We start from the raw sequence: 13,816 nt of genomic DNA on the forward strand, positions 1-13,816 counted from the left end.
TATTTAATATTCAAAATTAGTGAGCTAATTCAAATTTAATTAAATCAGTTTTACCTTCTGCTGCTGCTTTTAATAATAAGTCAGTTGCTTCTTTGAATCCTTTAGAAGTGCTTGTTGCCCCTGTAACAGTTTCAACTTTAGATGCATCTTGAGTGCTTACCAATTGCATATTTAATTTGTCGATTGCTTCTTTAGCTGAAACACCTGATTTATCTTTCATGTTTTTGTTGTATGATTCGTCAGCAGATTTCATTTTGCCTTCTTTGTTTTCATAATCAAATTTAGATTCTGTAATTTTGCCATCTTTTACAGTAATTGAATGAACCACTTTCCAGCCACGTTCGTCAAATCCTGATTCTGCTTTGTAAGTACCGTCTTTTAATGTCATCATTTTTGAATCCATTTTAGAATCCATCTTAGATTCCATTTTAGACTCCATTTTTGATTCCATCTTAGACTCCATTTTGTCTGCTGCTTTAGTAGTTGTTGCAGGTGCAGCTGTTGAACCACATGCTCCTAATACTGCTACTGAAGCTAATAAAAGTAAAGATTTTTTCATTTATTTTATCTCCTTTTCCCTTATGGGTTATTTTGTATAATAAATAATAGCATAAATGAAAGCGTTTGTCTACTTTTTTGTGAAGGTTTTAACTAAAAATAATATATTAAAATATTAATTAAATACACATACTTTTTATAAAAAATACGCCCTATAATCGTAATATTTTTCTGTGATTTCATTTTTAAAGTGAACCGTCAACTCTGTTTACATAGACATCATTTTTTCGATTTTTCTTTTAAACCATCCATTAAAACCGCCAAAAAATAACTCTATGTTAAATAGGGGTGATGACTGATACCATCAACCCTAAAAAATGCCGGTAGATACTCTACCGACATTTTTTTAGACTTTAAAATAATTGTTTTAATAACCGTTGCACACTATCAGTTGCCCTGTCATCAAATAATTGATGCACGCGTTTGTTGAATCGTGCTAAATACTTTTCCATTAGCGCACGTGTTTTTAAAAGTGCCCCACTACTTTCAAGATGATGTAACAATATTGTCAAATTCTCTATCGACCATTCATTATTTTCAGGAACGTATCGACTCCACTCTTCATACGAACCACTATATAATACAGGTGCTGTATAAATACCATTTTGAATATCTTGAAATCTTGGTTTACCCGATACATTTTTATCCCATGAATAATCAATTAAATCGTCATGTAACTGAAATGCCATTCCCAATGCAATACCGGCTTGATAGGCATTTCTCAAAGTGGATGGTGTTACACCTTCATATAACACACCAGCTTGTGTCGCTAGACCAAATAATTGCGCCGTTTTCCCACGAATTTGTTTTAAATATTGTGTAAGTGTAATGGTTTTATCGTATTGATGCATCAATTGTCTTAACTCACCCGATAAAACCAATTCTAAAATACGATCATTGCCAAACGATTCAATACCGTCTACATAGCCTTTTTTGGCTAAACGGGCGCTATAAGCCAATAAATAATCGCCTGCATAAATGGCAATACGATTATCAAATTGCTGATGAAAGGACGGTAAATTACGTCGTGTATCCGATCGATCAATCACATCATCGTGAATGAGTGTCGCTAAATGTAAAATTTCAATGCTTGCCGCACGATACAGCGTTTTTTCATTTAAGTGACCGCTCTGCTCAGCAAACAAAATACATAGCGCAGCACGTATAAATTTGCCCGAAGATAAAATGTACGATTTCACCGTTGCGAGCACATCTGGATGTGTGGGTGTCAACTCATTTAACATAATGGATTGTACTTTATTCAATTGTTCTTTTATCGTTGGATGACTATCCCAAATGTGATGAACCATGCATTTCACCCTTTCATTCAAAAAAGGCTAAGACTGATGCCTAGCCTTTTTTGCCTTTATTTATAAATATGTTTCGGCTTGCCATAAATCAGCTTATCTACCCAACGTCCAATCATTGGTTGTACGTAGTAATCTAATCCAAACGTTCTACCTGCACCAGACATTAACGCTAACGCTACAGGTACAAACCAGATGTTTACCCAATAGAACATTGCTGATAAGGAGAACATTGCCACAAAAGTAATGGTAACTGCACTCACTAACCAAACAAATAGACCGGCAATCAATGCTAAACCGATTGCAATTTCAACACATACCATGAATTTTTGCATAAACAATGCCATCTCACGATTTGGAATAAAGATTTTCATGATAGATGCAAACCAGTCTGGCATATCGCCAAACACTTGCATTGGTGCTTCGCCATACGCATAGCTTAAACTAAACACTTGATTAGCCACTTCAGTTGTTGCATCTGTTGCTTGTGACGCACCAGAAACAGCATCGGCTGCTTTTAACCACTCAAATGGGAAAACAACGTCATCGCCAAACCATGATGTTGTACCAAACCATCCAAATGCCTTTTTCAAACCTTCAGAAAGCCACATGCTACCATAAAAAATACGTAATGGCACTAACCATAAACGGTTCCCTTTGCTTGATAAATGACCACCAAAAATATTACGTTTATCTTTAATATCAAAGAACTCGTGTTTTACATACGCACCAATATTATAAAAACTACGAATACCAAAGAAATAAATTAAGTTGGTAATATGTTTTAATAACATGGCAAAGAATCCACTCATATGGTATTTATCCATAATGTAGGCAACACCGTAACGTGAACCGATAGATACCATGAATCCATCGTATTTACCTTTATAAGCGTGTTTTTGTGTACCTTCGATTGATGCAATGATGTTTTCTGCGGCACAGTGCCCTGTTTGTTCAGCCGCTTGCACAATTTGTGGAACGGGCGCACCATTTGCGTTTGAATCTTCAAACCACACTAAGTCTCCAGCAACAAATACATTTGTTTTACCTTTAGCTTCCATAAATTCATTAACGACTAATCGATTGGCTCTTGCTTTTTCAATACCGAAATCATTAGCGTCTGAATTAGCTTGTACACCAGCTGTCCAAATAGATGTTTGTGTTGGAATGACACGACCACTTTTCAAGTGTAAAGCGTCTTTTTCAATCGATGTGACACCATCGCCAAGAACAAGTTCTACACCTTTTTTCGTTAAGTATTTTGTTGCCTTAACTTGTTCTTTTTCTGTAACCATGTTTAAAATTTTTGGCATGGCTTCAACAACTTTTAAAGAAAATTCTTTTTCATCTAGTTTAAATTGATGTGCCAATGATGGTACCCAATCAATTAACTCACCAATCATTTCAATACCGGTAAACCCAGCACCAATAACGGTAAACGTCAACAATTCACGACGTTTTTCTTCATCGTGTTCACGCATTGCGCGGTAGCAACAATCAACAATATGCTCACGTAAACGTTCAGCAGCTTCAATTGACCATAATGTAAATCCATTTTCTTTTACACCCGGTGTACCAAAATCGTTTGCTTCACCACCCATTGCAATTAATAAATAATCAAATGATAGCGTTTGGTGTTCAGCAACAACATTTTGATTTTCATAATCAATCGATACCACTTTATCTGTAACCAATTGTACTTTTGGATATTTTTTGAAAATCCGTTGTAAATCGTATTGAATGGCTTCCGCTTCTACACGACCACCAGCTACTTCATGTAGCTCTGTCATGTACGTATGGAATGAATTTTTATCAATTAGTGTAATCGATATTTCTTCATTTTTTTTGTACTGTTTTGCTAAACGTCTTGCGGCTGCAATCCCTGCATAACCAGCACCAATAATGACAATATTTTTGCTCACTATTATTCCCTCCTTTAAAATACACAGAATATCATACCATATTGTTACCTTATTCACAACAAAAAAGCGTCATTTATTATGTTTTTAGAAAACGTTTTATTTTTTTGTGAAACAGATGAAAAACACGCGTTCTTTTGATATACTGTAATGACAATACAAGGAGATTTTATATGAAACTAACACGCATTCAACGCATGATGTTTATTGCCATGCTTTCAGCACAGGCAGTCGTCATTTCACTCATCGAACGTGGTATCCCTTCTCCTTTTGCTTTCGCACCTGGAGCAAAATTGGGATTAGGTAACTTAATTACATTGATTGCCCTATTCACACTGTCAAAAAAAGATACGATTAAAGTGCTCATTTTACGATTATCCATTACAACATTTTTTGCTGGAACCTTATCCACATTAATGTATAGTTTAGCTGGAGTCCTCTTGAGTTTTATCGGTATGTTAGCCGTCAAACAACTAGGCCCAAAACGCGTCAGTTTAATCGGCATTTCCACTATCGGTGGCATTTTGCACAATTTAGGTCAATTGCTCGTTTTTGCTGTTTTTGCAAAGACATGGACCATTTTAAACTACTTGCCAATTTTAGCGATGACGGGCATTTTAGCCGGATTTGCCGTTGGATTTATGGGTAATTTCATTTTAGAACGACTCGACATTTTAAACGTAGATGAAAATTGGATAGCCAATCGTTAGTTTTACCATACACAAAATCCCGCATGTGATGCGGGATTTTTATCAAACTAAATTAAATAATACTATCACTTTATAAAAAACAGTGTCATTCTGCATAAAAAGACTGTTGAATCGTCAAGACAATTTTTGTCTGCAATTGACTCATTAGATCAAATAGCATAAAACACGCTAGAACAACGCTACTCAAAATTATCCAAGTGCTTACGCTGTTAATGTTTTATCTTTGGTAATTCTAATTTTAAAAAGCAAATCCAACTCTTCTTCAGATAATTTTTGTGCTGCGGCAATAAGCTTTTCTTCTTCTGGAGTGCATTCTACCGGTGCATCTTCATAAACGTCCTCATCAACCCAGTGTTGTTTATCTACTCCAACCAAAATATCAACGCCCACTTTTTCACATAATGACTCATACGTAATCATCTAAACACCTCCACACAAATATTTGATTTTTCATCTCTTTGATAAATGTATTTATACCATTTAAATTATAAGCGGTTTCATGTAATTTATCAATTGATGATAAAAACTAAATGTACGATTTCACACCTTGTTTATCCTATAATAAAAAGCACCTGAATATTCTAAGTGCTTGAATAGGTAAATGATATTTTTGATTTAATACTTTCGTATAAATCTAAAATTTCTTTAGGCGTATCATCGGAAAATAAATTTGTGCTTTCCGTCAATTTCTTCATCGTCGATAATCCAAAATAAATTTTTTAGTATGGCGTATATATCAAAACGTTTAGGACACGCTAATATATCGATGACACAAAACGTTTATTTACATGTTTTAGAAGAACTAAAACAAAAAGAAGATAACAAAATATATCAAGGTATTTTGACGGAATTTGAGAAATAATCATACAAATATAACACAAAACCCTTGAAAACGTTGGTAAATCAAGGGTTTATACCCATCCTAAGGGAATCGAACCCCTATTTCAAGAACCGGAATCTTGCGTGATATCCATTACACTAAGGATGGTAAGCCTACGTTTAACGTAGGCAAAATATTATTGAACTAATTGACTAATGGCATCTGCATAAATTGCCGTTGCATTGAATAAATCATCTAAATCGATAAATTCATTTGCTTGATGCATTGTATCAATGCTATGTGGGAACATTGCACCGTAGGCAACACCACGTTCCAATAAACGACCGTATGTTCCACCACCAATAGTCCGTTCACTACCTTTATGTCCTGTATGTTTTTCGTACACATCTAATAAGGTTTTCACAAGTGGATCATCTGCTGGTACGTAATGTGGCGTTTGTGATTTTCCGGCTTCAATTGTTACATCGTATTCAGATAACGCTTTATTTAAACCGTCTTCTAATCCTTGTGCAGTCACACCTTTAGGGTAACGGTAATTTAACCATACTTCTCCAACACCTTGTGCATATTTAAAGACACCCGGATTCATTGTTAAAACGCCCATCACGTCATCTTCATGCGCTAAACCAAGTTTTTCAGCATAAAATTCTAAATGTAAGTAATTTTGAATCAATGATAAAAATTCACGGTCTTGTCCAACAAAATCATACCCACCTAAAAATTCTGCTAAAAATGTCGCAGCATTTACACCGTTCATTGGCGCCATACCGTGAGAAGCTTTACCAACCATCTCAATTACAATGTGGCCATCTGCTTGTTTTGCCGTACCACGTAAGTTATTTTGCTCTACAAACACTTTCAAATCAGAAGCTACTTTATCGAATGATTCTGTTGTTGTAATGGTTGCAACAGCATCTTGCGGTACCATGTTTTCACGCAAACCGGCTTCAAATGATACTAATTGAGTTGGTGTTTGTGTAACGGGTGCATTGAAACGTACTTTCAATGTTAAAATTCCTTTTTCACCGTTAATGATTGGAAAATCAGCATCTGGCGAAAAACCAAAATCAGGTTTTTTCTCTACGGCTAAATAGCGATCTATACATTTCCAACCGCTCTCTTCATCTGTACCAATAATTAAACGTAATTTTTTATGAATTGGTAATCCCAAATCACGAATTATTTTAATGGCATAATACGCCGCCATTGTTGGCCCTTTATCATCACTTGAACCACGAGCGTATAGGCGGTTATCTTTAATTGTTGGCGTGAAAGGATCTGTATCCCAACCTGTACCAACAGGCACCACGTCAACGTGACCAAATACACCCATAATTTCGTCGCCTTCACCGATTTCAATGTGTCCGGCTAAATTATCTACATTTTTTGTAACGAATCCGTCACGTTCACCAATTTCTAAAAATTTTAATAGTGCTTCTTTTGGCCCTGGACCTACCGGTGCATCATCTGTTGCTAATTCATCACGACGCACACTATCAATACTTAACAACGTATTCAAGTCATTTAATAAATCTTCTTTACGTTTTTCAACTTCTAATTTCCAATCGATTGTCATAATACCCCTCCACTTAGACTATATAAAGTTTAAACACATTAACTCAACACTTCGGTTAATTGTGGAACCACTTGTTTTTTACGTGATACAACACCCGGTAAAGCAATAACGTTATTTGTCACAGCACCATTAAACGCTTTTTCTAACGCTTCTTTTGGCTCACCGGCAACAATAGCAACTGAATCACTTGATAAAATATTCGTAATGACAAAAACAAATAAATCATATTGATTTGTCGTATTTTCATTGATCATTGCTGCTTCAAGTTCTGCTTGTTTAGCTAACAATTCATTTTCATCAACCGTGTTGATTTGTGCAATACGAACTGTTTTGTCACCCATACCAAATGATTTGGCATCTAAGTTTAATAATTCATCAATGGATTTAGATGATAAATTTGTACCAGCTTTTAACAACTCTAAACCGTATGACTGTGTATCTACTTGAGCAATTGCTGCTAACTCAAGTGCAACCAATTCATCTTCAACTGTACAAGTTGGTGATTTAAATAATAAGGTATCCGAAATAATCGCTGATAACATCAATCCCGCAATTTCACTTGGAATTTCAACGTCTTTTTCGCGGAACATTTTATATAAAATCGTTGCCGTACACCCTAACGGTTCAGCACGATAATACAACGGATTAGCCGTTTCAAAGTTAGCAATACGGTGGTGATCGACTACCGCAACCACTTCTACATCCGCAACGTCACTCACACTTTGTTGTGATTCGTTGTGGTCTACTAAAGCAACTTGAGACACTTCGTTAGCCACTGTTTCAACGACACGTGGCGTCGGTACATTGAAATAATTTAAAGCAAACGCTGTTTCTTCGTTGACATTCCCCAATGCAACCGCCTCTGCTTCTTGGTTTGTTTCGTTTAATAAATGTGCATAAGCAATTGCCGATGCGATAGTATCCGTATCAGGATTTTGATGCCCAAAAACTAATAATTTTGACATAATTGCCTCCAAAAATATGATACGTCTATCTTATATAAAATTTCACATTTTTTCAAGTAATCCATCCTTTTTTATCCGTATACAACCTAAAGTTTCGAGTTGTCGAATACCGTACCAACACACCTCATCTAAAAAACAATCGACATCGACACAGGGTAAATCGTCTACCACTAATTTTTGCTCTTTTACCAACCATTTTACATACGCCTGACAGGCTTTGATTGACGTGGCTTTGTGCCATAAATACGACAATAAGACGTATTGTTTACACATCATTCCTGCAACAGCACCTTGTTGCTCCAAAATGCGCGTTGGCACTTTAGAAATTTCTCCCTTTTGGCTATAAAAGTTTCTTAAAAATTTTTGATCTAAACGTGGTGGAATGGCATGAGATGATACACTGACTTTCGTTTCATAATGCAATCGCTTCAATAAATCTAACGGACTGATGCGTATAGTGTGCTTTTCATTACATAAATACAGTTGATGATTTTCAAGTTTATAAAATAATAACGTTGGAAAGGCATAACGATATGGATTATGCGTCAAGTGACTATTTTTTCGACCGCAAATCCAAATCACATCAATCCCAAACCGTTTATACCCTTCGGTACGCAACGTAATGTCTTGCACAGAAATTTTACTACACTGAAATTCAATGGCGATTTTTCGCTGAAGATACGTCACTAATAAATCCGGTCTTTGTTTTAAATGCGGAATATAACTTTCTAACGCCACATCACAACCAACTGCTTTTAACGCATCGTATAAAAACTGTTTGCCATTAACATGTTCTACTGTTTCCCCTTCAGAAAAACTTTGCTGCGCACACTGTTTACAATGGGCAAAGTGAGCGCGATATTTCTTTCCCCGTTTAATCATTAACGCACTTAAACAATCTGGACAAAAATATTGCTCATTTTTATTGGCATGATCAATATGCACAATTTCACCACTTTTATTTTTTGCCATTAACACAACAACACCCCATAATTAACATACACCAGTAGCCGCAAAAAACAACAAAAAAACTTCAATCAATTGACTGAAGTTTTTTCAACGACAACACCCTGTGTATCGACGTCTAAAATACACACACGATAATCAAAAAAGGCGTCTTTGATTAAATTATATATAGCGTTGGCATCATGTTTATGCGTAATGGTCATCACCGTAGGCCCTGCACCACTTAAATACGTGCCATACGTTTTTTCATGTTTCAATAATTCTCGTACACGTAATAATTCTGGGACAAGTTCCGCACGATACGGTTCATGAAATTGGTCATTTTCAATCAGTTTTTTAATACGCTTGTAATAGCCTCTTGATAAATGAGCGACCAATACATTACTAGTTGCGCTAACTTCTGCTGCTTTTGACAACGGTATTTCATGTGGCAATACATTTCGACTTTTACGTGTGGATAGCGGTTTATTTGGAATTAAGGCAACAAATGCCATTTGTTTTAAATAAATTTTACTCCAATACACACGACGATTAATGACGGTGCTTGATACCATATTACCTAAAATAGCGGGTACGACATTATCCGGGTGCCCTTCAAATTTTGTCGCCAATTGAATTTTCGTGTCGCGTGATAATTGTAAATTACCTAACTGATCGGCAATTTCAATAGCCGCTACAATCGCCGAAGATGAACTGCCTAATCCACGTGTCAGTGGTATATCACTAGTCATTCTCAAGTGATGCGGTGGAATTTTTTCCGAAACTTTTTTAATCATGTGCACTAAAAAATTGCGGTGATCATGTGGCATATGTTCATATTCATGCTCAATATACCACGTATCAGATGGTTCAATCACTTCAACGGTTAAATATAAATTTAGCGCTACCCCTAACGAATCAAATCCCGGACCCATATTCGCAGAGGTGGCTGGCACTTTAACTACTAACATATATTATTCCTCACTCAATAAATGCATGCTCACTTTCAGCGTCACATCATCCATTGCTTGTAAATTTTGACAAATCGTGTCATACGTTTGTTGACTAATGGGATGCGTTACAATAATCACATGCGCCATTTCTGGTGAAATTGGGTTTTGCAATATCGATGAAAAACTAATGCCTAATCGGCTAAACTCTGTGGTGAGTTTCAAAAACATTCCCGGTTTATCACGCAATTCCAATCTAAAGTACGTTTGAAAATAAACGTCATCGTGATTTAATAAATGCTTATCTTGATAAAACGATGAAAATAGTTCACCATTTGTTTCTAGAGCCATATTTTGCGCAATATTGATAACATCGCTCACAACCGAGTTGGCTGTTGGCATTTGTCCAGCTCCCAATCCATAATACATGGATTGTCCCATTGCCGCTCCACGTATGACAATAGCATTATTTTCGTTATGCACATTCGCTAATGGATGTGTTAATGGCACAAGCATACACCCGACCAACCCAAAATATTGGCGATTTTTTTGTTGCGCATACCCAATTAATTTAATGCAATACCCTAATTGTTGTGCATATTGAATATCGGCTAAAGACACTTTTGAAATGCCTTCAATTTTCAAATCATTGATATCTACGGACATGCCGAATGCCAATCGAGATAGAATCACCATTTTATAAGCGGCATCAATCCCCTCAACGTCATTTGTCGGGTCACTTTCTGCAAAGCCAAACTGTTGTGCAAGTTGCAATGATTCAGCATACGATAAATTTTTATCGGCCATTTGTGTCAACATGAAATTAGTTGTTCCATTCACAATACCCGTTACTTGTTGAATATCGTCACTAGATAAACTATTGGCAATGGTTCGTAAAATAGGAATACCGCCACCAACACTCGCTTCAAAAAAGATGTCGCAGTGGTTTTCTTTTGCTAATTGTAATAATTCATTTCCGTATAAGGCAATCAAATCTTTATTTGCCGTAACCACGTGTTTCCCATTTTTTAAAGCACGTTCAATATAGCCTTTAGATAGTTCTACATTTCCAATGACTTCCACAATAATATCAATCGTGTCATCTTCTACAATGTCATCAAATGACGTTGTAAAGGCATACTCCGTCATATGTTGATATTTATTTAAATCACGTACTAAAATTTTTGAAACATTTACCGTTTTTCCTAATACTTTTTGAATTTTTGTGCGGTGTTCATTTAAAATTTTAACAACTCCTGATCCTACCGTTCCAAAACCAAGTAATCCAATTTGAATAGTTTTCATGAAAACACATAACCTCCTTTTGTCTAGTATACAAAAAAAAGAGTAGAAACACCACACTTTTTAAAGTGCCTTTCTTCGACTTTATTTTTTAGCGTAAAGTCCAATGTGTATTATGTAGGTATTGCTATTTTTTGCATGATTTTGTGATATACTATAGTCACTTTAGGAGGTGCCTATGTCAAAATTATTCGATTTTCAAAACAGTTTAAAGGATAACCATATTCCATTAACTTTTGTTCATAATCCACAAACAATTGGCTATTTAACGGGATTTTATTCTAATCCACACGAAAGATTGCTCATGCTTGTTTTACAAGACAATGAACAGCCATTACTCATTTTACCCGCTCTTGATTTAGAACAGGCGAAACAATGCACAAAAAACATTACGTTATTACCGCATTTAGATAGTGATAATGCATGGGAACTTTTAGCCAATGCTTTACACCACCCACAGACAACTGCAGCGCTAGACAAAGATTATATGTCGGTGAGCGTTTTTGAAAAACTGCAACAAGCGCTACCAAACGTTACGTTTTCCATTGACTGTTCGCCCATCATTGAACAGATTAAATACATTAAAACGGAAGATGAACTCGCATTAATGCGTGAAGCCGGAAAAACTGCCGATTTAGCCATTCAATTTGCTGCGCGTGCGTTTGACACCAAAAAATCAGAAATGGAAATCGTTGCGGAAATTGAGTATTCGCTTAAAAAAGTTGGCGTTTCTCAAATGAGTTTTGACACAATGGTATTGCGACAACCAAATGCAGCCAATCCACACGGTACGCCCGGTACAGATACATTGCAATGGAATGAATTTGTGTTACTCGATTTAGGAACGATACATAACGGCTATGCCAGCGATATGACGCGCACATTATTTTTTGGTGATACCATGTCAAGCCGTCAAAAAGAATTGTACGATCTCGTGTTATTAGCTCACCACACCGCACGCGATCAATTCCGCATTGGGATGAAAGCCAGCGAATTAGATAAAATTGCTCGTGATATTATTACCAACGCAGGATACGGCGAGTATTTCACACACCGTTTAGGGCATGGTATTGGTCCATCTGTTCATGAGTTCCCATCCATTTCAAGCGCGAGTGATGTTGCGTTAATTGAAGGCATGTGCTTTTCGATTGAACCCGGTATTTATTTACCAAACGATATTGGGATTCGTATTGAAGACTGCTTTATCGTTACAAAAAATGGACTAGAATCCTTAACGCATAGCTCATACAATCCAGATTACACCACATTTCTTTAAAAAAAGAACGAACACGTTGCTGTTCGTTCTTTTTGCTATAGTTTTTTATGAATGATGCGCACCACAATGGCAATGCTCATCATGTGATTCATATTGCTCCGCTAAAAATTCTTGATTTTCCAAGCACTCTTTACAAATACCCGTAATTTCAAACCGATGCCCTAAAATCACATAATCTGGCAATTGCTGGGCAAACACATCCATTGGACAATGCTCTAATTCCGTAATACGATCACACACATTACAAATAAAATGATGATGGTGATGGTGATGCGAATGATGCATGATGAAAATTTTCTCACCATTACGCTCACTCATCTCTAAAATCCCCTGCTCAACAAATGTATATAAATTACGATAAACCGTATCATAGCTCAATCCTTTAAAACGTGATTTTAAAGCTTCCTGCACTTGCTTAGCGGATACAAATTTTTCGCTATTGGCAATCACTTCTAACATCGCTTGACGTTTTGGCGTTTGTTTATAACCTTGCTCTTTCATCTTCGCAATGGCTTCTTGAACAATATCCATAAACTCTCCTTTATTGCGTAATTTTATGCAATAATTCCGGGTCAAATTTACCCGATTTAATCATCGCAATTTCGTGCGCATACGGTGCACGCGTATTTTTTTTATCTTCACCGACTTGTACATACGGTGTTTCTAAAATTTTTGGTAAACCTTTCAACTGTGGATGATACACGACGTGGTGTAAAGCGTCAAAACCAATATGCCCAAATCCGATATTGGCATGGCGGTCTTTTTTAGCGCCTCGCTCATTTTTTGAATCGTTGATGTGCAACACTTTAAGTTTGTCTAAACCAATAATTTTATCAAACTCATTTAAAACGCCGTCAAAATCCTCTTTAATAGGATAACCCGCATCATGTGTATGGCATGTATCCAATGTAACGGATAATTTTTCATTTAACGTTACACCATCAATAATTTTAGCCAACTCTTCAAATGACCGTCCAATTTCAGTACCTTTACCCGCCATTGTTTCTAACGCAATTTGTGGTACTTGATCTTTTGTTAAAACTTCATTTAATCCTTCAATTAACTTTTGAATAGCTACATCACTTCCAGCACCCACATGTGCGCCCGGATGCATTGTAATTTGTGTAGCACCTAATGCACTGGCACGTCTAATTTCTTCTTGTAAAAACGAAATGGCAAACTCAAAATGATCACTTTTAATGGTATTGGCTAAATTGATAATATAAGGGGCATGTACAACGATATTCGAGATACCAAATTGCTCCATTGCCTGTAACCCTTTATCAATATTTAACTCTTCAATGGGTTTGCGTCGTGTATTTTGTGGTGCCCCCGTATAAATCATCATCGTATTTGCACCATAGCCATGTGCTTCCTCTGCAGAACCTAATAACATTTTCGATCCATTCATCGAAACGTGTGAACCTAATAAAATCATAATTCCCTCCTAATGCACCTTTAGTATAC

At 36.3% G+C, this 13,816-nt stretch carries 13 protein-coding genes and 1 tRNA gene; 2 read left to right on the forward strand and 12 right to left on the reverse strand.

Annotated features, from left to right (window positions below; genetic code table 11):
• Window positions 1-16: 16 nt before the first annotated feature.
• The 3 genes from J7S27_03655 to J7S27_03665 form a co-directional block, all read right to left on the reverse strand.
• Window positions 17-559: an FMN-binding protein gene (locus J7S27_03655; GenBank protein ID QTU82419.1), complete on the reverse strand. Its 543-nt coding sequence runs from the start codon at window positions 557-559 to the stop codon at window positions 17-19.
• A gap of 352 nt (window positions 560-911) precedes the next feature.
• Window positions 912-1,868, reverse strand: a complete 957-nt coding sequence (locus J7S27_03660; GenBank protein ID QTU82420.1) for a polyprenyl synthetase family protein — start codon at window positions 1,866-1,868, stop codon at window positions 912-914.
• Window positions 1,869-1,924: 56 nt separating this feature from the next.
• Window positions 1,925-3,787 carry an NAD(P)/FAD-dependent oxidoreductase gene (locus J7S27_03665; protein ID QTU82421.1) on the reverse strand — a complete coding sequence of 621 codons (1,863 nt, stop codon included), beginning with the start codon at window positions 3,785-3,787 and terminating at the stop codon, window positions 1,925-1,927.
• A gap of 197 nt (window positions 3,788-3,984) precedes the next feature.
• On the opposite strand from J7S27_03665, the gene J7S27_03670 reads away from it, so the two are divergent.
• Entirely contained in the window at window positions 3,985-4,494 is a 510-nt protein-coding gene (locus J7S27_03670) for a Gx transporter family protein (GenBank protein QTU83609.1), read from the forward strand.
• Between the two features lie 201 nt (window positions 4,495-4,695).
• Here J7S27_03670 and J7S27_03675 read toward each other — a convergent pair whose 3' ends face one another.
• The 7 genes from J7S27_03675 to J7S27_03705 form a co-directional block, all read right to left on the reverse strand.
• Window positions 4,696-4,914 carry a hypothetical protein gene (locus tag J7S27_03675; protein QTU82422.1) on the reverse strand — a complete coding sequence of 73 codons (219 nt, stop codon included), beginning with the start codon at window positions 4,912-4,914 and terminating at the stop codon, window positions 4,696-4,698.
• Between the two features lie 496 nt (window positions 4,915-5,410).
• A tRNA-Arg gene (locus J7S27_03680) sits at window positions 5,411-5,482 on the reverse strand.
• Window positions 5,483-5,510: 28 nt separating this feature from the next.
• On the reverse strand, window positions 5,511-6,911 hold the full coding sequence (pepV, locus tag J7S27_03685; GenBank protein QTU82423.1) for a dipeptidase PepV: 1,401 nt from the start codon (window positions 6,909-6,911) through the stop codon (window positions 5,511-5,513).
• Between the two features lie 38 nt (window positions 6,912-6,949).
• Complete coding sequence (locus J7S27_03690) at window positions 6,950-7,876, reverse strand: manganese-dependent inorganic pyrophosphatase (protein ID QTU82424.1); 927 nt, start codon at window positions 7,874-7,876, stop codon at window positions 6,950-6,952.
• Between the two features lie 42 nt (window positions 7,877-7,918).
• Complete coding sequence (locus tag J7S27_03695; GenBank protein ID QTU82425.1) at window positions 7,919-8,848, reverse strand: hypothetical protein; 930 nt, start codon at window positions 8,846-8,848, stop codon at window positions 7,919-7,921.
• A gap of 65 nt (window positions 8,849-8,913) precedes the next feature.
• Window positions 8,914-9,792, reverse strand: coding sequence for a homoserine kinase (locus tag J7S27_03700; GenBank protein QTU82426.1), 879 nt, complete (start codon window positions 9,790-9,792; stop codon window positions 8,914-8,916).
• 3 nt (window positions 9,793-9,795) lie between these two features.
• Window positions 9,796-11,076, reverse strand: coding sequence for a homoserine dehydrogenase (locus J7S27_03705; protein ID QTU82427.1), 1,281 nt, complete (start codon window positions 11,074-11,076; stop codon window positions 9,796-9,798).
• Between the two features lie 175 nt (window positions 11,077-11,251).
• Between J7S27_03705 and J7S27_03710 the strand changes: the two genes are divergently transcribed.
• Complete coding sequence (locus J7S27_03710; GenBank protein ID QTU82428.1) at window positions 11,252-12,349, forward strand: aminopeptidase P family protein; 1,098 nt, start codon at window positions 11,252-11,254, stop codon at window positions 12,347-12,349.
• Window positions 12,350-12,394: 45 nt separating this feature from the next.
• Here J7S27_03710 and J7S27_03715 read toward each other — a convergent pair whose 3' ends face one another.
• On the reverse strand, window positions 12,395-12,880 hold the full coding sequence (locus tag J7S27_03715; protein ID QTU82429.1) for a transcriptional repressor: 486 nt from the start codon (window positions 12,878-12,880) through the stop codon (window positions 12,395-12,397).
• Window positions 12,881-12,890: 10 nt separating this feature from the next.
• Window positions 12,891-13,784 carry a deoxyribonuclease IV gene (locus J7S27_03720; GenBank protein QTU83610.1) on the reverse strand — a complete coding sequence of 298 codons (894 nt, stop codon included), beginning with the start codon at window positions 13,782-13,784 and terminating at the stop codon, window positions 12,891-12,893.
• Window positions 13,785-13,816 lie beyond the last annotated feature (32 nt).

Source organism: Carnobacteriaceae bacterium zg-C25 (genome assembly GCA_017945845.1).
Taxonomy (GTDB): Bacteria; Bacillota; Bacilli; order Lactobacillales; family Aerococcaceae; genus WM01.

Excerpts from the sequence above, each read along its gene's own strand:
- J7S27_03710 (QTU82428.1), top strand. The coding sequence starts at position 11,252 with ATGTCAAAATTATTCGATTTTCAAAACAGTTTAAAGGATAACCATATT.
- J7S27_03695 (QTU82425.1), bottom strand. The coding sequence starts at position 8,848 with ATGGCAAAAAATAAAAGTGGTGAAATTGTGCATATTGATCATGCCAAT.
- J7S27_03705 (QTU82427.1), bottom strand. The coding sequence starts at position 11,076 with ATGAAAACTATTCAAATTGGATTACTTGGTTTTGGAACGGTAGGATCA.
- J7S27_03655 (QTU82419.1), bottom strand. The coding sequence starts at position 559 with ATGAAAAAATCTTTACTTTTATTAGCTTCAGTAGCAGTATTAGGAGCA.
- J7S27_03670 (QTU83609.1), top strand. The coding sequence starts at position 3,985 with ATGTTTATTGCCATGCTTTCAGCACAGGCAGTCGTCATTTCACTCATC.
- J7S27_03660 (QTU82420.1), bottom strand. The coding sequence starts at position 1,868 with ATGGTTCATCACATTTGGGATAGTCATCCAACGATAAAAGAACAATTG.
- pepV (QTU82423.1), bottom strand. The coding sequence starts at position 6,911 with ATGACAATCGATTGGAAATTAGAAGTTGAAAAACGTAAAGAAGATTTA.
- J7S27_03700 (QTU82426.1), bottom strand. The coding sequence starts at position 9,792 with ATGTTAGTAGTTAAAGTGCCAGCCACCTCTGCGAATATGGGTCCGGGA.
- J7S27_03715 (QTU82429.1), bottom strand. The coding sequence starts at position 12,880 with ATGGATATTGTTCAAGAAGCCATTGCGAAGATGAAAGAGCAAGGTTAT.
- J7S27_03675 (QTU82422.1), bottom strand. The coding sequence starts at position 4,914 with ATGATTACGTATGAGTCATTATGTGAAAAAGTGGGCGTTGATATTTTG.
- J7S27_03690 (QTU82424.1), bottom strand. The coding sequence starts at position 7,876 with ATGTCAAAATTATTAGTTTTTGGGCATCAAAATCCTGATACGGATACT.